Here is a 17610-nt window from a genome sequence, read left to right as displayed (position 1 = left end):
AATAAATGCCTAATTTTAAAGATGAGTTTCTCAAGTCTGTGTTGACTGCATGTATGCCGAAAACACGCGTTGGATGATGGCACATCGCCATTCGCAGCCTGCAACGCAAAAGGCCCCGGCATCGCTGCCGGGGCCTTCCTTAACTCTTAAGGTCGAAGCGCCTTAGTCGGCAGCTTCTTCCTTCTTCTCTTCCGCGATCTCTTCGCCGGTCTCCTGATCGACGATCTTCATCGACAGGCGAACCTTGCCGCGATCATCGAAGCCCAGCAGTTTGACCCAGACTTCCTGACCTTCCTTCAGCACATCCGACGGATGGTTCAGGCGCTTGGGCAGGATCTGGCTGACGTGCACAAGGCCGTCACGCTTGCCGAAGAAGTTCACGAAGGCGCCGAAGTCGACGATCTTCACGACCTTACCCTTGTAGATCTTGCCTTCTTCCGGCTCGGCCACGATCGAGTAGATCATGTCATAGGCCTTCTGAATGGCTTCGCCGTTCGGCGAGGCGATCTTGATCACGCCGTCGTCGTTGATGTCGACCTTGGCGCCCGACACTTCCACGATCTCGCGGATGACCTTGCCGCCCGACCCGATGACTTCGCGGATCTTGTCCTGCGGAACCGTCATCGTTTCGATGCGCGGCGCGTGCTCGGAGAAGCCCGACGCTTCGGTCAGGGTCTTGGCCATCTCGCCAAGGATGTGCATCCGGCCCTCTTTGGCCTGAGCCAGGGCTTTTTCCATGATCTCGGGCGTGATGCCCGCGACCTTGATGTCCATCTGCAGAGAGGTGATGCCGTTCTCGGTCCCCGCAACCTTGAAGTCCATGTCGCCGAGGTGATCCTCGTCGCCAAGAATGTCGGTCAGGATCGCGTAGGAGCCGTCTTCTTCCAGCACAAGGCCCATGGCCACACCGGCCACCGGAGCTTTCAGCGGAACACCGGCATCCATCATCGACAGCGAACCGCCGCAGACGGAAGCCATCGACGACGAACCGTTCGACTCGGTGATCTCCGACACGACGCGGATGGTGTAGGGGAAGTCGGTGGCGGCAGGCAGAACGGCCTGAAGCGCACGCCAAGCCAGCTTGCCGTGACCGATCTCGCGGCGACCCGGCGAACCAACGCGGCCCACTTCACCGACCGAGTACGGCGGGAAGTTATAGTGCAGCAGGAAGTTCGACTTGTAGGTGCCGTTCAGCGCGTCGATCATCTGTTCGTCGTCGCCGGTGCCGAGCGTGGTGACCACAAGGCCCTGCGTCTCGCCACGGGTGAACAGAGCCGAACCGTGCGTCCGCGGCAGAAGGCCGGTTTCGCAAACGATCGGGCGCACCTCGTCGGTGCGACGGCCGTCGATGCGGCGGCCGTTCTTCACGACATCACCGCGCAGAACGCTGGATTCCAGCTTCTTCAGCGCCGAGCCAAGGTTCGCATCGGCCTGCTGCTCTTCGGTCAGCGCGGCGATGATCTCTTCCTTGACGGCGGAAACGGTGGTGGTCCGTTCCTGCTTGTCGGTGATCGCGTATGCGGCGCGCATCTTCTCTTCGCCCGCAGCTTTCACCGCGTCGTACAGCGCCGAGTAATCGGGCGGCTGGAAGTCGAAGGGTTCCTTCGCGGCGTCTTCGGCCAGGTCGATGATCAGGTCGATGACCGGCTGGATCTGCTCATGCGCGAAGGTGACGGCGCCCAGCATCTCGGCTTCGGTCAGCTCGTAGGCTTCCGATTCCACCATCATCACGGCTTCCTTGGTGCCGGCGACGACGAGGTCCAGACGCTGATCCGGGTTCTCACGCAGCTTGTGCATGTCGTCGACTTCCGGGTTCAGGATGTATTCGCCATCCTCGTACCCCACGCGGGCACCGGCGATCGGGCCCATGAAGGGCGCACCGGAAATCGTCAGCGCAGCCGAGGCGGCGATCATCGCGACGATGTCGGGGTCGTTGACCAGATCGTGCGACAGCACGGTGCACATCACCAGAACTTCGTTTTTGAAGCCGGGGACGAACAGCGGGCGGATCGGACGGTCGATCAGGCGGGCGGTCAGCGTTTCCTTTTCGGTCGGCCGGGCCTCGCGCTTGAAGAAGCCGCCCGGAACCTTACCGGCGGCGTAGTATTTTTCCTGGTAGTGGACGGTCAGGGGGAAGAAGTCCTGGCCTTCCTTCTGTTTCTTGGCGAACGTGACGTTCGCCATGACCGACGTTTCGCCCAGAGTGGCGATCACGGTGCCGTCGGCCTGACGGGCGACCTTGCCCGTTTCCAGCGTGAGCGTCTCTTCGCCCCACTGCATCGATTTCTTCGTAACGTTGAACATATGCGTATCCTATGAGGGAGCCCTCCCGGGCGTATCCCGGGTCTCCCGTTTGATTGGCGGCCCCATTGCCGCCGTCCCCTGTCATCCATTTCGCGTGCCGGGGACTGGTGCACATCGTCTCAGATGGGCGGGCCATACAGGAGAATGGCGCATTTTGAAACCGGTTTCTCTGACGGCGGGTCACCTGTTCAGGAAATGTTAACCCCGCCCGGGAAAGGTTGCGGCATGGTCATGCCGTCTTACAGCCGCCCGGATCAATGGGTCGAACTTCTGTTCTCTGCCAAGGCGGTCGGGGATGGCGGCGTGGTCCGCCGTTCGGTCGATTGGGTCGAGGCTGAGATCGGGCGCGCCACCTTCGTCGCCGCAGTGCGGGCGCGCGGGTTTCACCTGCTAGAGGCTGGCGGCCAGTTCATCGTGATCTGCAATCGCGCGCCGATGCGCCGGTTGGTCTGATAGGGCGACAGCCGGTGGGCTTTCGTCGAAAATTCGAAAGCCGGAAAATCAAACGCCCGCGCGGCGGACCGGGCGGGCGTCGAAAATCGGACTGTGCCGTCGCTTAGCGGCGGATGCCGAGGCGCTGGATCAGGTCCTGGTAGCGCTTCACGTCCTTGCCCTTCACGTAGTCCAGCAGCTTGCGGCGCTGAGCCACCAGCTTCAGAAGGCCACGACGCGAGTGGTTGTCCTTCTTATGGGTCTTGAAGTGCTCGGTCAGGGTCGAGATGCGGCTGGTCAGGATCGCAACCTGGACTTCCGGCGAACCGGTATCACCGTCCTTGGTGGCGAATTCCTTCATCAGGCGGGTCTTTTCTTCGACAGTAATCGACATCGGGGTCTCCTTTCGGATTGATGGCGCAAGCCGGGATGTCGTCCAGCAGGGCCCGTGGAGAGGCAACCGCCCGGATCGTCCGGACGGAAGCCGCGCATATAGTCCATCGCCCGGGCTTTGCAAAGCGCGAATCTCGACAGATCGCGCGTGGTGTTTCCACCTGCCGGACAATTCCGGCAACGCGTCGGTACAATCGCGGCACAACGGCGCATTCCCGGCGAAATTGGGCGGAATTTTGTCGAACTCGTGGCGAAACGATAGCGTCAGCGTGCTGCTGTAACCTGAAACCGGGGTATCGGGTATGATGAGTCTTGCCATGCTGCTAGGCATGATGCTGTTGGGCCTGTCGCTTGACGCATTCTCCAACGATGACGAAGCACCCGCCGAGGACGACCCAGAGGTCGTAGGCGGCGACTCCGGTGACACGCCGGTGATGGACGTTGCCAAGCTGGTGGATGCACCCGAAGCCGATGACCCCGAGGGCCCCGAGACGCTGGACGCCTTCGACCCTGCCTCTGACGTGATCGTCGTGGAACTGCCGGTCGGCATGACGGACCCGGACGTGTCCGTGACCGACGACAACGGCACATCGGTCGTTTCGCTGGACGGGGCCGAGATCGCGCGGGTCCAGTCGGTGAACGGACCCCTGACCGCCGACGCGGTGCGCATCGTCGAAGCCGGGTAGGGCGCGGACGTTAAGCTTAAACCCTAAAGGTTATTGCGACTCTTCCTTCAGGTCTGCTCCTTACAACACGCGTGGGGGCCTCGCCGGAGGTGGGACGTTGATTGCCGCTTTGCTATTGCTCGGATTGCTGCCGTTCGCGGCGATGCCGATCCTTGAATCCAATTTCGGCCCCGGCCAGCCGCCAGAGCCGGACCCCGACACGCCGCACGGAACCGAAGACACGCCGCTGGACGACATGGCCGGAGGGTCCTCGGACGATGACGCGTCACGGGACGGCGCGCGGCACCTGCTTGCCGCCGGGCCGGGAGAGCACAGCTTCCCCGATTTCCAGCCGGGCGAGGACAGCGTCGTGCTGGACCTGACCGGCGTCGGGGATGACCTGTTCTTCGACACCGCCACGTCCGACGACACCGCGCGCCTGTCCATCGCCTTCGCCGATGACGAGGTCATGACTTTGACCTTCCCCGGCTTGCAGGAGGTGCCGACGGGGGATGTCTTTCTGTCTGTCCTCGATCTGTCGTCGGGAGACCTGCTGGAGATCAGCCTTGACGAGGCATCGACGATCCTTGGCGACGTTGTCGTGGATCCGACGGAGCCCGATACACCGGACACGCCCGGCCCGGACGGGGAGGACGACGTGATCGACCCGGTCGATCCCGACACCCCGGATGCGCCGGGCCCCGAGGAGGACGGCCCCGTTGTCGACCCGGTGGACCCCGACGAGGCGGACGATACGGCAGATGTGCTGGACCCCGTCGATCCCGACACCCCCGACCAGCCGGGGCCCGGCGTGGCGGGAGACGTCCTTGATCCGGTCGATCCCGACACGCCGGACGGCCCCGGGCCCGACGGCACGGATGACGTGCTGGACCCCGTGGACCCGGACGCCGAACTGGCGGATGGCGGCTGGCAGACCGGTTCTGCCGCCATGCCGGCCGAGGTACAGGGTTTCGCGCCAGGCGATGATCTGCTGCGTATTCAGGTGGGGGATGACTGGTCGGCGGACGGCCCCCCGCACGTTCAGGTCGCGCCATCGCCGGATGGCGCCGACGCCGATGTGCTGTTGAACGGCACCCGCATCGCTGTCCTGAACGGCGCGCCCTACACGACCGAGGGGGATATCAGGCTGGACGTCGGCCCCTAACCGTTCCGGGGCAGGGGCACCACAGCGCCGTCCCGGTCCGGTTCCAGTTCCTCGAAGTCGAAGTTGTCCAGCTTCGCCGCCCGCTTGCCCGCGCGTTCGGCGGCGGTGCCGATGCCCTCGACATCCTCGCGCGCCTGACGGAAATGCGTTTCCAGCTTGCCCGCGCGCTGCAGGACCAATTCCACGTCGCGGTGAAGCAGCCGCAGCGTCTGGCGGATCGCTCCCGCCTGCGCCCGCATCCGCGCGTCCTTGAGGATGGCGCGCATCGTGTTCAGCGTCGCCATGCAGGTGGTAGGCGACACGATCCAGACCCGCGCGTCGAAGCCTTCGCGCACCAGTTCGGGGAAGTTCGCGTGCAGTTCGGCATAGACCGCTTCCGACGGCAGGAACATCAGCGCGCCATCGGCGGTCTCGCCATCAAGGATGTACTTCTCGGAAATCGCGCGGACATGCGCGCGCACGGCGGTGCGCATCTGGCGTTGCGCCTCGGCCAGCGCGGCCTTGTCCTCTGCCGCGCGAAGCCGTTCGTAGGCTTCCAGCGGGAACTTTGCGTCGATGACGATGGGGCCCGGAGGTTCCGGCAGATGGATCAGGCAATCGGCGCGCCGACCGTTCGACAGGGTGGCCTGCAGCGTATAGCTGTCCGACGGCAGAGCCTTGCCCACGATGTCGTTCAACTGGATTTCCCCGAACGCCCCGCGCGTCTGCTTGTTCGACAGGATGTCCTGCAGCGACAGCACGTCGCCCGACAGCCGCGTGATGTTCTCCTGCGCCTTGTCGATCGCTTCCAGCCGTTCCTGCAGCGCCCCAAGCGACCGGGCGGTGCGGGTGGCTGATCCCTGAAGCGCCTCGCCCGTTACCCGGCTGACCTCGGCCAGCCGCTGTTCCATCAGTTGCAGCGTCTGCGCCTGCTGCACCGCCTGCGCCTCGGACACGGAATTCAGCCCGCCGAACAGCTGTTGCTGCCCGTCCGACAGCATTTGCACGCGCTGCCCCAGCCCCGCCATATGCGCCGAAACCTTCTCGGCCGCGGCGGCGGACCGGCCTGCGCGGCGGATCGAGACGATCAGAAGCAGGACAAGAAGCAGCATCAGCCCGCCGCCGCCAAGCGCGACCCAGACGACGGGATCCTGCAGCGAATAGGCGGTGCCGCCGATCTCGATCATGTGCGGCCGAACAGCCGTTCGATGTCGGACAGCTTCAGTTCGACATAGGTCGGACGTCCGTGGTTGCACTGGCCGGAATGCGGCGTCGCTTCCATCTCGCGCAGCAGTGCGTTCATCTCGTCGCCGGTCATGCGGCGCCCGGACCGGACCGATCCGTGGCAGGCAACGCGGGACAGCACCGCCTCGATCCGGTCCTTCACGGTCTGGCTGTCGCCCATGTCGGCAAGTTCGTCCACGATGTCGCGCAGCATGGCGGCGGCATCGACCTGCCCAAGGATCGCGGGCGTTTCGCGTACCGCCACGGCTCCGGCGCCGAAGGGTTCGATCGTCAGGCCCAGACGTTGCAGGTCGTCGGCCAAGTCCAGCAGGGCGGACGCATCGCCGTCCGACATTTCGACCACCTCGGGGATCAGCAGCGCCTGCGCGGCGACGCCGTTCTCGGCCATCTGGCGTTTCAGCTTCTCGTACACCAGCCGCTCGTGCGCCGCGTGCTGGTCGACGATGACCATGCCGTCGTCGGTCTGGGCGATGATGTAGTTCTGGTGAACCTGCCCGCGCGCCGCACCAAGCGGCAGATGCGCGGGCGTCGCGTCGGGCGTGTCATTCTCGATCACGGGCTCGACCCGCGCCTGCCGCGCCCCGGTTTCGGCAAAGCCGTACTGCGGGGCAGGAGCGGAGGAGGCCTGCCAATCAGGTGCCTGCCAGTCACGGGCTTCGGTCAGCGCGCGCGACGAGGCATGGTGCGGCGCGGCATACCCGCCGCGTGGGCGGTCCATCTGGTACACGCGCGGCGCGGAGGCTTCGGGTGCCTCTGGCCGCATCGCGCCCAGCGTCGCACCAGCCACGGTGGTCGAGGCGCGGTGCCCGGCTTCGGCCAGCGCGTGCCGCAGGCCAGATACGATAAGACCGCGCGCGATGCCGGGTTCGCGGAACCGGACCTCGGACTTGGCGGGGTGGACGTTGACGTCGACAAGGTGCGGGTCGCACTCGATGAACAGCACCGCCGCCGGATGCCGGTCGCGCGACAGGTAATCGGAATAGGCCGCCCGCAGCGCACCCAGCAGCATCTTGTCGCGCACCGGTCGTCCGTTGACGAACAGGTACTGCGCCACCGAGGACCCGCGCGAATAGGTCGGCAGCGCGGCATAGCCCGACAGCGACAGCCCGTTGCGGTCGGCCCCGATCCGCAGCGCGTTCTCGGCGAACTCGGCCCCAAGGATGCGCCCAAGCCGCCCGTGCAAGGCGTCGAACAGATCACCCGTTTCGGGATCGGCGCGGAAGGTCACGCGCCCCTCGCCGCCGCCAGAGACGTCGCGCAGCGTGAAGCCGACATAGGGCTCGGCCATCGCCAGCCGCTTGATCACGTCGCCCACCGCCTGACTTTCGGCGCGGTCGCTGCGCATGAATTTCAGCCGCGCGGGGGTAGCGAAGAAGATGTCGCGCAACTCGACCACCGTGCCCCGGTTCAGCGCGGCGGGTTTCACCGGGTCGATCCGGCTGCCGGAAACGGCGATGGTCGCCGCTTCGTTGCCTGAGCGCGAGGTGATCGTCAGCCGCCCGACCGCCCCCAGCGAGGGCAGGGCTTCTCCGCGGAAACCGAAGCTGTGGATGTTCAGCAGGTCGGTCCCGTCGATCTTCGACGTCGCGTGCCGGGACAGCGCCAGCGGCAGTTCGTCGGCGGGGATGCCGTGCCCATCGTCGGTGACGCGGATCAGAGTCTTGCCGCCATCGGCGACGGCGACCTCGATCCGGGTCGCGCCCGCGTCCAAAGCGTTCTCGACCAGTTCCTTCACCGCCGAGGCGGGACGTTCCACGACTTCGCCGGCGGCGATCCGGTTGATCGCGGCTTCGTCAAGCTGACGGATCGGGGTGCGGATGCTTTCCGCTGGGTCTATCTTGGGGTGTGCGCTGGACATGCCACAAGGGATAGCATGGCTCAGCGCGATTCTGCCACGGGGAAAAGATCACCCGTGGTGCGCGTGTCACCGCCCAGCACCAACAGCGCGGCCACGATCAGCCCGCTTGCCCGGTACCGTTCGGCGGCGGCCATGCCGCGGCTGAGGGCCATCGCTTGCTCTGCCTCGGTCAGGGGCAGAACCTCGACGGTCACGGGGCGCGGGCCAAGGTCGCTGTCGGGGAACAGTTCGCGCGCCGGGGTGCGCAGGATGCCGGGATGATCGGGCAGGTCGACGGCGTTGGCGATCATCGTCGCGGCGGCGTCGGCCTGCGCCGCACTGGTGGCCAGCACGGTCACGCTGTCCGCGATGCCAAGCGAGTGGCTGCGCCCCTGCCAGCCTGAGGTGGCGATGCCCCGCACCGGGCCGTCGAACGGCAGGTCGATGCGCGCCGGGACCGGCCCCGCCAAGGCCGCGCTGGCCTGTTCGCCGGCGGTCAGATGAAAGGCGATGTCGCCGCCGTTGTTGGCATGGGCGCGCGTTACGCCGTCCCCCGCCATCGCGGCCACGATCTCGTCCGCGACCGATCCCGCGACGGCGGCCATCGGCGTGACAAACTCTGGCGTGAAAGGCGTGACCGCGTTCAGCATGCGCTGGGCGACCGGACCATCGACAGTTGGAAATTCCGTGGCCGGTGTGCGCAGCATCGGCAGTTCGGTCACCAGTTCTTCCAGCAGCCCGTCGAACCGTGCCGCCGCGCGGCGAAGCGCGTCTTCGCGCGCCGGGCCAGCGGCATCCGCGATGATGTCCATCGGGCCGTGATGCAGATGCAGCCGCCCGTCGGGCAGCGTCGCGGCGGATGCGCGTTGCATCAGGGTTTTCCAGTGGCTTTGATCGCCGTCCCGTACTCGCCGCCCGTCGCGATGATGTCGTCCAGCGACCGAATTTCGGACGTGTGTCCGCCAAGGGCGGCGTAGTCGTCGCTGCGCAGCGTGAATTCCAGCGGCGCCACCAGCGCGGGGGTCGGAACCGACCCGAAGGACCGCGCGGGCAGGGTGGTGACGTCGACCATCAGGGTGATGCCGCCACCGGGCCAGACATAGACCGACGCGCCGCCGCTGGTGACCGTGGTCTTCAGCGCCTGCACGGACCGGGTCAGCGCCACGGGATTGCGCGTCACCCCGGCGCGCAGCGAACCGCCCGCGCCCCCCATGAACATCACCGTGCACAGCGCGGGTTCGCAGTTCTCTTCGATCAGCGCGACCGTCGGTTGCAGCGCCGGGGGCAGCGGTCCGGGTTCGGGGACAAGGTCGTCGTTCAGCACGTAATAGCCGTACTGTTCTCCGGTGGTGGACACCATCAGCAGGGTCAGACCGGGCCGCGCGCCCTTTTCGGGGCGCCACGGTCCAAGGATGGTCAGCGGATCGTCGATGTTGGTGCCGCCCCAGCCAAGCCCGGGTTCGGCGACTTGGAAATAGCGGCCCGGCGTGGACCGGCGGCCCTTGATGCGGATGCCGGTGTCGGGCCAGCCGATCACCTTGCCCGCCTGATGTTCACTGACGACGCCGGTTATATGGTCGTCGACGACGACAACCTCGTCCACCAGCCCCTGCCACTGGTCCGCGAACATGCCGATGGTGGCCGACCCGCAGCCCACGCGCATTTTCTCTTCGCGCTGACCGTCCACGATCGGCGGTTGCCCTGCCTGCACCACGACCTCGGCCCCGGTATCGACATTCAGCGTCACTGCCTCGCCGTTGCACAGGGCCAGCATCGCCTCGCAGGTCGCGCGCCCCTCGGCCTTGGAGCCGCCGGTCAAGTGATCGACGCCGCCCAGCGACAGCATCTGGCTGCCGTACTCGGCGGTGGTGACGTGGCCAATGACCTCGCCCCCGGCGCGCACGGCGGCGGCTTCGGGCCCAAGGTGGCGGTCGGTGTCGATCTTCACCTTCACACCGCAGTAGCTGAAGATCGCCTCGGTCACGACGGTGACGAAATCGGCGCCGTCGATGCTGCGCGACACAAGGAACGGCGCGGGTTTGTAATCCGGATAAGTCGTGCCCGCGCCGATGGCGGTGGGAACCAGCGCACTGTCGGGGGCAATCGTCCCGTCCCAGTCGCGGGCAAGGAAGGGCACCACCTCTTGTCCGGCGGCAAGGCGGCTGTCGAGGATCGTCAGCGGATCGCAGCGGACGATCTGACCGTTCTCGTTGGCATAGCGGTCGCAGGCCCCGGCGCGGCCCTCGGCGATGTAGCACATGACCGGGCAGGCATCACAGCGGATCTTGTCGGCCTTGACGCGCGGGGTCTCACCTTCAGAGGTATCGGCGCGGGTGGTCATGTGGCGATTGAGGGGAATAGGGCAGCGCGCGGCCGCGGGTGGGGGTGAAGCCCCCGCCCGGGAGGGCGGTCGGGGGCTGCCCGGCGGTGCCGCCGGGCGGGCGTCGTATGGGAAAGGATCGGCATCATTGTCCCGCCTCCCGGATCGCGGCCAACACCCGATGCGGCAGCGCGGGCAGCCGCGTGATCCGCGCGCCGCTGGCATGGCGGATCCCGTTCAGGATCGCGGGTGCGGTGGGGATCAGGACATGCTCTCCCAAACCTTTTGCACCCAGCGGCCCCTCGGGGTCGGGTTTCTCGATAAAGATCGTCTGGATTTCAGGCATGTCGCCGGTGGTCGGGATCAGGTAATCGTGCAGGTTCTCGGTGCGGCCGGGGATGTACTCCTCCATCAGCGCCATCCCCAGGCCTTGGGCAATCCCGCCCTCGACCTGCCCCTCGGCCAGCAAGGGGTTCATCACCCGCCCAAGATCATGCGCCGCCGTCATGTGAAGCACGCGAACGGTACCGAGCGTCGCGTCCACTTCAACCTCGGCCACCTGCGCGCCATAGCCGTAAACGGCGTAGGGTTCGCCCTGCCCGTTCTCGTCCAAGGGGCGGGTCGGCGGGTCATAGGTTTCTTCTGCCGACAGCACATAGCCCAGCGGGTTCGCCGGAAGGTCGGCAAGGTGGATCGTGCGGATCGCGCGGCCATCAGTGACGGTCAGCGCGCCGTCCTGCAAAGACAGTTTCGCGGCGGCGCCGGCGTTGGTCAGCGACAGGATCTCGCTGCGCAGCATTTGCCCCGCACGCAGCGCGGCATTGCCGGTCACGAAGGTCTGGCGCGAGGCAGAGGTCTTGCCGCAATCCGGCGTCAGCGCGGTGTCGCCGTCGATCAGCGCGACCTGTCCGACAGGCAGCCCAAGCGCGTCCGCGAAGATCTGCGCGATCACCGTGTTCGCGCCCTGTCCGATGTCCGCCGCCCCCTGATGCAGCACCAGCGTCCCGTCGCGGCGAAGCCCCGCGCGGATCGTCGAGGGGTTCGGCAACCCGGTGTTCCCGCAGCCGTACCAGCAGGACGCGACGCCGACGCCGCGCAGCCTGCGGGGGTCCGTGGTGTCGGCCCGCGCCAGCGCCTGCTGCCACGCGGGGCGCAGCGCCTCCAGACACTCGGCTATCCCGATGCCGCCGGGCGTCTGGCCGCAGACGGTGGTGTCACCGTCGCGCAGCGCGTTCACGATGCGGAATTCCAGCCGGTCGATGCCGGCCTTGATCGCAAGGTCGTCGTACAGGGTTTCCTGCACCAGCGCGGCCTGCGGAACGCCAAAGCCGCGAAACGCCCCGGCGGCGGGGCCGTTGGTGTGCATCGCGCGGGCCTCGGCGTGGTAGTTCGGCGTGCGGTAGGGGCCCGAGGCATGGACAGGAACACGCACCGCGACGGTCGGGCCCCAGCTGGCATAGGCGCCTGTGTTGAAATCCCCGTCGAAGGTCATCCCCGTCACGTGGCCCGCCGCATCGCAACCGGCGCGGCCTTTCATCTTCGCGGGGTGCCGCTTGGTGGTCGAGGCCATGCTTTCGCTGCGGCTGTAGATCATCCGGCAGGGCCGTCCGGTCTTCAGCGTGGCAAGCCCGATCAGCGGCTGCAGCGACACGTCGAGCTTCGCGCCGAAGCCGCCGCCCGTCGCCGCAGGCTGCACGCGGACGCGGTCGGTCGGAAGCGCAAGCACCTTGGCCGTCTCGTCCCGGTCCATCACCGGCGCCTGCGTGCAGGCGCGGATCACCAGCGTGTCGCCATCCATCCACGCGATGCCAGCCTCGGGTTCGATATAGGCGTGTTCCACAAAGCCGGTTTCGACCTGCGCGTCCGACACGAAGGTGGCGTCCCGAAGCGCGGCGGTGGTGTCGCCGCATCGGACAAGCCCCCGGATCATCAGGTTGCCCGGGCGATGCGGATGAAGATCGGCGGGCGGGGCGGACGCAAGGTCGGTGACGGCAGGCGTTGGGGTCCACTTCACAGGAAACGTCGACAGGTCCAGCGCGTCCAGCACGGCGGTTTCGGCGACGACGATCGCGATGGCTTCGCCCCGCTGCCGCACCGACGTTTCTGCCAGGACCGGCTGATCGACATAGTCGGGGATGGTGCCGAACAGGTTCGGACCGGGTATATCGGCGGCGGTAAGAACCAGCACCGGGCCGGGTGCCGCTGCGGTCCATGCTGCGGTGTCGCCCAGCGTGAATGTTGCAGCATGATGCGGCGACCGGATGGCGCGCACCTCTAGCGTGTCGGGCAGGACAAGGTCCGCACCGTACACCTCGGTTCCTGCAACCTTCGGCCCGCCGTCCAGCCGTTCCAGCCGTGCCCCTACGGCAGCGCCCGTCTTTGGGCTGTCGGGTTCAGAAAGTCCCGACATGTCGCAAACCGCGTCGATGATCTTGGCGTAGCCGGTACAGCGGCACAGCACGCCGCCCAAGGCATCCTCGACCTCGCGGCGGCTGGGCGAGGCGTTTTTCTGCAGCAATGCTGCGGCTGCGACCAGCATTCCGGGCGTGCAAATGCCGCACTGCGCCGCGCCGTGCCGCAGGAAGGATCGCTGCAACATCGGGACGATTTTCTGTACCCCTTCGACGGTCGTGACCTCTGCCCCGTCGACGCGGATCGCGGGTGTCAGGCAGGCGCACACCGGGCTGCCGTTCAGCAGAACCGTGCAAGCGCCGCAGTCCCCGGCATCGCAGCCGATCTTGGTGCCGAACTGTTGCAGATCCTCGCGCAGCACCTCTGACAAGCGGCGACCGGGTGCGGCGGCGAAGGGCGTATCGACGCCATTCAGGCGCATGGTTCGGGTGCCGAACGGCTGGTTCATGCCGCGATCCCCACGCGTTTTTCTGCGCAGCGAAGTACCAGTCTGCGGACCAGCTCGGTTGCGGCCTCTATCCGGTATTCCGCGTCCCCGCGAATGTCGTCGATGGGCGAAAGATGCGGCGCGACCGCGTCGGTCGTCACCTTATTGACCGCAGCGGATAGCGGCACGCCTTCTAAGGCGCGCTCTAACCCGGACAGGCGAGCGGCGACCGGGCCGCACGCGCCGACCGAAAGCGCAGCGCGGGTGATCGCGCCACCTTCGGTCTCGAACCGGGCGGCGGCCATCGCGATCGAGATGACAAGATAACGGCGCGCGCCAAGCTTCAGGAAATCGCCCTGTCCCGCAGCGGTCGTGGCGGGAACGCGGATGGCGGTCACCATCTCTTCCGGGCGCAGTGCCGTGCGGCGCGCGCCGGTCAGAAACTGTGCCAGCGGCAGGCTGCGGTTCGCCGTGGCGGATGCAAGTTCGACGGTCGCGTCCAGCGTCATCAGGCACGGTGCCCCGTCACCGGCGGGCGACGCGGTGCACAGGTTGCCCGCCACCGTGCCCGCGGTCTGGATCTGCACCGACCCGACCTCGCGCGCGGCGCGCTTCAGCCCGTCGAACGCGGGCGGCAGATGCGCGCGGATCAGTTCGGCCCATGTCACGCCCGCCCCGATCCGCCAGCCCGCGTCATCGCGGGTGATGCCGGACAGCTCGGAAATGGCGGTGATGTCGAGGATGTCTCCGGGCAGCGCCTTGGCCTGCGTCGCGGGATAAAGGTCGGTGCAGCCGGCGGCGATGGTCACCGGTCCCGACGCCAGAATCTCCAGCGCGTCCGCAAGGGTGGAGGGGCTGTGGTAAGCCGGCAATCGGCGCTCCCTTTGACTGTCCGGTCAAAGCCTGCGCGGCGGATGCGGCACCTGTCAATGCCGGCCGTGCGAGGACGGCTTTGTCGTTGGCGCGGTGCATGGAAAACGGTCGCCTGCGGGAACCCGAGCGACCGCTTGCGGTCACTGGGCGGGCCCTGCCGAGTCAGACGCCAAGGTAGCGGTCGATTGCGGAATGATCGGCGCGCAGATCGGCGGCGTCCCATGTTTCGCGGGTCTGCCCGTTCTCAAGGAACGTCACCCGGTCGGCCACCGCAAGCACAGCGTCGATCCGCTGTTCGACCAGAAGGATCGCCGTGCCTTCGCCGCGCAGCCGCACGATCACGTCGCGGATCGCGGCGATCATCGAGGGTTGCAGCCCCTCGGTCGGCTCGTCCAGCAGCAGCACCTTGGGTTCCGTGCACAGCGCACGCGCGGTGGCCAGCATCTGTTGCTCGCCGCCCGACAGCGTCTGCGCCCGCTGCGACATCCGCTCGCGCAGGCGGGGGAACAGGTCCAGCGCGCGTTCGCGTACGGCAGGCGCGGAACGGCGGGTCATCAGCCCGATCTCTAGGTTCTGCGCGACGGTCAGTTCCCCGAACAACCGCCGTCCCTGCGGGATGTACCCGACGCCGGTCCGGCCGACCCGGTGCGCGGGCAGCGCGCCGATCTCTGCCCCGTCCAGATGAATGGTTCCGCTCCAGACAGGCAGCAGCCCCGCGATGGCCTTCATCGTCGTGGTCTTGCCGGCCCCGTTGCGGCCCAGCAGGCAATGGATCTCGCCCGCCTGCACGTCCAGCGACACGTCGCGCAGCACCTGCGCCGCGCCATAGCCGGTGGACACATCGCGCAGCTCAAGCATCCTCGGTCCCCAGATAGGCGGCCTGCACCGTGCGGTCGGCGCGGATCTGGTCGGGATCGCCCTCGGCAAGGATCTCTCCGAAGTTCAGGACGGTGATGCGGTCGGCCGTCTGCATGACCACGGCCATGTTGTGCTCGATCAGCAGGATCGTGGTTTCGGCCTTCAGTTCGCGGATCAGGGCGCAGAAGGCGTCGATCTCGGTGTCCGAAAGGCCCTGCGTCGGTTCGTCGAGGATCAGAAGCCGTGGCTTCTGCGCCAGCCCCATCGCGATCTCCAGCAGCCGCTGGTGGCCATAGCTCAGGTCGCCGGCCAGTTGCTCGGCGCGGTCGGCCAGCCCGACCCGGTCCAGCGCATGGGTCACGTCCGACAGGGGACCATTCCGGCGGCGCACGGCAAGCGCCACGTTCTCGTGGCAGGTCAGCCGCCCGAAGATGCTGGTGATCTGGAAGGTATAGGCCATGCCCGCCCGGATGCGCCGGTGCGCGGGCAGGGCGGTCACGTCGTGCCCGTCGAACGACACGCTGCCCGCGCTGGGCTCGATCCGCCCGCACAGCATCCCGACGAAGGTGGTCTTACCCGCGCCGTTGGGTCCGATCAGCGCGCGCACCTCGCCTTCGGGCAGGTCAAAATCAACCTCGTGCACCGCGCGCAGGCCCGAGAAGCTTTTCGACAGGCCACGGGTCGACAGCAGCGTCATGGCAGCCACCGCCAGACGCGCGCCCGCAACTCTCCGCCGATGCCCTGCCGGGCGAATAGCGTCACCGCGATCAGCACCGCGCCGACCACCGCCATATAGGCCGAGGTGAAGCCCGAGGTGATGTTGATCAGGTAGAAGATGAACAGCGTCCCGATGAACGGGCCGATCAGGGTGCCGAAGCCGCCCAGCAGCACCCACAGCAGCGGCAGGATCGAATACTGCACGCCCGCGAAACTTGCGCCCGCGTAGCCGAACAGCAGGCCATAGGCCGCCCCCGCCGCCGCCGACATCGTGCCCGACGCGGTCACCGCCGCAAGCTTGTGGCGGAACGTGTCATAGCCCAGCATCTGCGCGCGCGGCTCGTTCTCGCGGATCGCGATCAGGACCTTGCCGAAGGACGACCGCACCAGCCACAGCGACAGGCCAAGGCAGACCGAGAACAGCACCCACGCCGCGATATAGCGGGTCGTGTCGTTGGTCAGGTCCAGCCCCCACAGCATCCGCTCGGCGCGCTGCAGCACAAGGCCGTCGTCGGCGTTCGTCCACTCGCCGAAGTACAGGATCGTCAGGAACGCCGCCTGCGCGAACATCAGCGTCACGATCATGAAGGCGACACCGGCGGTCCGCAGTGCCAGCGCGCCCACCGCCAGCGACAGAAGCGCGCCCGACACCAGCCCCGCCAGCATCGCGGGGGCGGGCGTCCAGCCAAGGTGCTTTACCGTCAGCGCCATGCCGTACATGCCCGCCGAGAAGAACATCGCGTGGCCCAGCGACAGCAGCCCGGTGTAGCCGAACAGCAGGTTGTATCCCATCGCGTAGGTGGCCAGCACCATGACGCGGGCAAGGTTGCCGTGGTGATAGACGGGCAGCAGCCAGTTCAGCGCCAGCAGCAGTGCGACAAGCGCACCGTGCAACAGCAGGACGCGGGTCGTAACGCTCATGCCGTGCGGGTTCCGAACAGGCCCTGCGGTCGGAATACCAGCACCAGCGCCACCAGAAGCGTCGCAAGGATCTTGGCCAGCGTCGGCGAAAAGAAGACGCTGATGATGCCGTCCGACAGCCCGATCAGCAACGCCGCGACCACGGTGCCGGGCAGGCTGCCGAGGCCCCCGATGATGACCACGATGAAGGACAGCAAAAGCGGATCGCCGCCCATCAGGTAATGCGCCTGCTGCACCGGCACGATCAGCACCGCCGCCAAGGCCGCCAGCCCGGCGCCAAGGCCGAAGGTAAAGGCATAGACGCGTTCGACCGGGATGCCGAAGGCCTGCGCCATCTCGCCGTCCAGTTGGGTCGCGCGCATGATCAGGCCGATCTTGGTGTGCCGCATCAACAGCCAGACCACGCCCAGCAGCGCCGCCGCCGCGCCGATCACGAACAGCTTGTACGACGTAGTTGACAGCCCCCACGGCCAATACAGTTGCCAGCCGCTGTCGCCGCGTTCGAACCATGGCAGCGCAAGGCGCGTGTTGAACGGCGGCTCGACCGGGCGGGCGTCGGGGCCGTAGGTCATCAGCGTGACCTGCTGGATCACGTACAGAAGGCCGATGGTGATCACGATGGTCCGTTCGGGATCGTACTCGATCCGCTTCAGCAGGGTCATGTCCGCAAAGGCCGCCAGCACGCCGACCAGCAAGGGCGCGATCACTGCTGCCGCGACGAAGCCGACCCATGCGGGGCCGCCGAACCACGACGACACCCACCACGCCAGCACCGCGCCCAGCATGAAGAATTCGCCGTGCGCCACGTTCACGACCCGCATGATGCCGAACACAAGGCTCAGGCCGACGGCGGTCAAGGCCAGCACCGCAGCGGTGACCGCGCCCTCCAGCGTTGCAAGCATCAGATAGGGACCGAATTCCATGCCGGTGACGTTGCCCGGTAAGGTCCCGGCGGGCAAGCGCAATCCCGCGTTTCGTCGCTGTCGAATCGGACACAGCCGCGATCTTGGGCGCCCGTTCCGGCCAAGGGTCAAACGCGCAGGCGCGACGGAACGGGGGGCG

15 protein-coding genes are annotated in these 17610 nt (G+C 67.0%); 3 read left to right on the top strand and 12 right to left on the bottom strand.

The genetic code is table 11. The features are described from left to right. Positions 1–162: 162 nt before the first annotated feature. Complete coding sequence (gene pnp, locus P1K30_RS06015) at positions 163–2304, bottom strand: polyribonucleotide nucleotidyltransferase (protein ID WP_275631788.1); 2142 nt, start codon at positions 2302–2304, stop codon at positions 163–165. Between the two features lie 231 nt (positions 2305–2535). Between pnp and P1K30_RS06010 the strand changes: the two genes are divergently transcribed. Continuing rightward, a complete protein-coding gene (locus P1K30_RS06010; RefSeq protein WP_275631787.1) occupies positions 2536–2757 on the top strand; it encodes an N-(5'-phosphoribosyl)anthranilate isomerase in 222 nt (73 codons plus the stop codon). A gap of 103 nt (positions 2758–2860) precedes the next feature. Here the strand turns inward: P1K30_RS06010 and rpsO are convergent, their stop codons facing one another. After that, positions 2861–3130: a 30S ribosomal protein S15 gene (gene rpsO / locus P1K30_RS06005; protein ID WP_275631786.1), complete on the bottom strand. Its 270-nt coding sequence runs from the start codon at positions 3128–3130 to the stop codon at positions 2861–2863. Between the two features lie 304 nt (positions 3131–3434). Between rpsO and P1K30_RS06000 the strand changes: the two genes are divergently transcribed. Further along, a complete protein-coding gene (locus P1K30_RS06000; protein ID WP_275631785.1) occupies positions 3435–3815 on the top strand; it encodes a hypothetical protein in 381 nt (126 codons plus the stop codon). A 97-nt stretch (positions 3816–3912) separates the two neighbouring features. Beyond that, entirely contained in the window at positions 3913–4959 is a 1047-nt protein-coding gene (locus P1K30_RS05995) for a hypothetical protein (protein ID WP_275631784.1), read from the top strand. Here the strand turns inward: P1K30_RS05995 and P1K30_RS05990 are convergent. The 10 genes from P1K30_RS05990 to P1K30_RS05945 form a co-directional block, all read right to left on the bottom strand. Next, entirely contained in the window at positions 4956–6125 is a 1170-nt protein-coding gene (locus tag P1K30_RS05990) for a DNA recombination protein RmuC (protein ID WP_275631783.1), read from the bottom strand. The genes P1K30_RS05995 and P1K30_RS05990 overlap by 4 nt on opposite strands. Further along, the gene (gene mutL / locus P1K30_RS05985) at positions 6122–8041 is read right to left on the bottom strand and encodes a DNA mismatch repair endonuclease MutL (protein WP_275631782.1); all 1920 of its coding nucleotides are present in this window, start codon (positions 8039–8041) and stop codon (positions 6122–6124) included. The genes P1K30_RS05990 and mutL overlap by 4 nt, the downstream gene beginning before the upstream one ends. Positions 8042–8061: 20 nt before the next feature. Beyond that, positions 8062–8892, bottom strand: a complete 831-nt coding sequence (locus tag P1K30_RS05980; RefSeq protein WP_275631781.1) for a UPF0280 family protein — start codon at positions 8890–8892, stop codon at positions 8062–8064. Next, positions 8892–10361: a 6-hydroxynicotinate reductase gene (locus P1K30_RS05975; protein ID WP_275631780.1), complete on the bottom strand. Its 1470-nt coding sequence runs from the start codon at positions 10359–10361 to the stop codon at positions 8892–8894. The genes P1K30_RS05980 and P1K30_RS05975 overlap by 1 nt, the downstream gene beginning before the upstream one ends. Positions 10362–10485: 124 nt before the next feature. Beyond that, the gene (locus P1K30_RS05970) at positions 10486–13200 is read right to left on the bottom strand and encodes a molybdopterin-dependent oxidoreductase (RefSeq protein ID WP_275631779.1); all 2715 of its coding nucleotides are present in this window, start codon (positions 13198–13200) and stop codon (positions 10486–10488) included. After that, a complete protein-coding gene (locus P1K30_RS05965; protein ID WP_275631778.1) occupies positions 13197–14051 on the bottom strand; it encodes an FAD binding domain-containing protein in 855 nt (284 codons plus the stop codon). Before P1K30_RS05965 ends, P1K30_RS05970 begins: the two co-directional genes overlap by 4 nt. Positions 14052–14214: 163 nt before the next feature. Further along, a complete protein-coding gene (locus tag P1K30_RS05960) occupies positions 14215–14910 on the bottom strand; it encodes an ABC transporter ATP-binding protein (protein WP_275631777.1) in 696 nt (231 codons plus the stop codon). Beyond that, on the bottom strand, positions 14903–15607 hold the full coding sequence (locus tag P1K30_RS05955) for an ABC transporter ATP-binding protein (RefSeq protein WP_275631776.1): 705 nt from the start codon (positions 15605–15607) through the stop codon (positions 14903–14905). The genes P1K30_RS05960 and P1K30_RS05955 overlap by 8 nt, the downstream gene beginning before the upstream one ends. Next, positions 15604–16548, bottom strand: a complete 945-nt coding sequence (locus P1K30_RS05950) for a branched-chain amino acid ABC transporter permease (protein ID WP_275631775.1) — start codon at positions 16546–16548, stop codon at positions 15604–15606. The genes P1K30_RS05955 and P1K30_RS05950 overlap by 4 nt, the downstream gene beginning before the upstream one ends. Beyond that, the gene (locus P1K30_RS05945) at positions 16545–17471 is read right to left on the bottom strand and encodes a branched-chain amino acid ABC transporter permease (protein ID WP_275631774.1); all 927 of its coding nucleotides are present in this window, start codon (positions 17469–17471) and stop codon (positions 16545–16547) included. Before P1K30_RS05945 ends, P1K30_RS05950 begins: the two co-directional genes overlap by 4 nt. Between the last annotated feature and the right edge of the window lie 139 nt (positions 17472–17610).

Origin of the sequence: Psychromarinibacter halotolerans, from assembly GCF_029168315.1 — a bacterium.
In the GTDB taxonomy this organism is placed as follows: domain Bacteria; phylum Pseudomonadota; class Alphaproteobacteria; order Rhodobacterales; family Rhodobacteraceae; genus Psychromarinibacter; species Psychromarinibacter halotolerans.
This window is presented reverse-complemented; position numbering and strand designations above follow the sequence as displayed.

Coding starts and splice junctions, on each gene's coding strand:
- P1K30_RS05980 (WP_275631781.1), bottom strand. CDS start 8,892: ATGCAACGCGCATCCGCCGCGACGCTGCCCGACGGGCGGCTGCATCTG.
- P1K30_RS05975 (WP_275631780.1), bottom strand. CDS start 10,361: ATGACCACCCGCGCCGATACCTCTGAAGGTGAGACCCCGCGCGTCAAG.
- mutL (WP_275631782.1), bottom strand. CDS start 8,041: ATGTCCAGCGCACACCCCAAGATAGACCCAGCGGAAAGCATCCGCACC.
- P1K30_RS05945 (WP_275631774.1), bottom strand. CDS start 17,471: ATGGAATTCGGTCCCTATCTGATGCTTGCAACGCTGGAGGGCGCGGTC.
- P1K30_RS05955 (WP_275631776.1), bottom strand. CDS start 15,607: ATGACGCTGCTGTCGACCCGTGGCCTGTCGAAAAGCTTCTCGGGCCTG.
- rpsO (WP_275631786.1), bottom strand. CDS start 3,130: ATGTCGATTACTGTCGAAGAAAAGACCCGCCTGATGAAGGAATTCGCC.
- P1K30_RS06010 (WP_275631787.1), top strand. CDS start 2,536: ATGCCGTCTTACAGCCGCCCGGATCAATGGGTCGAACTTCTGTTCTCT.
- P1K30_RS05970 (WP_275631779.1), bottom strand. CDS start 13,200: ATGAACCAGCCGTTCGGCACCCGAACCATGCGCCTGAATGGCGTCGAT.
- pnp (WP_275631788.1), bottom strand. CDS start 2,304: ATGTTCAACGTTACGAAGAAATCGATGCAGTGGGGCGAAGAGACGCTC.
- P1K30_RS05990 (WP_275631783.1), bottom strand. CDS start 6,125: ATGATCGAGATCGGCGGCACCGCCTATTCGCTGCAGGATCCCGTCGTC.
- P1K30_RS05950 (WP_275631775.1), bottom strand. CDS start 16,548: ATGAGCGTTACGACCCGCGTCCTGCTGTTGCACGGTGCGCTTGTCGCA.
- P1K30_RS05960 (WP_275631777.1), bottom strand. CDS start 14,910: ATGCTTGAGCTGCGCGATGTGTCCACCGGCTATGGCGCGGCGCAGGTG.
- P1K30_RS06000 (WP_275631785.1), top strand. CDS start 3,435: ATGAGTCTTGCCATGCTGCTAGGCATGATGCTGTTGGGCCTGTCGCTT.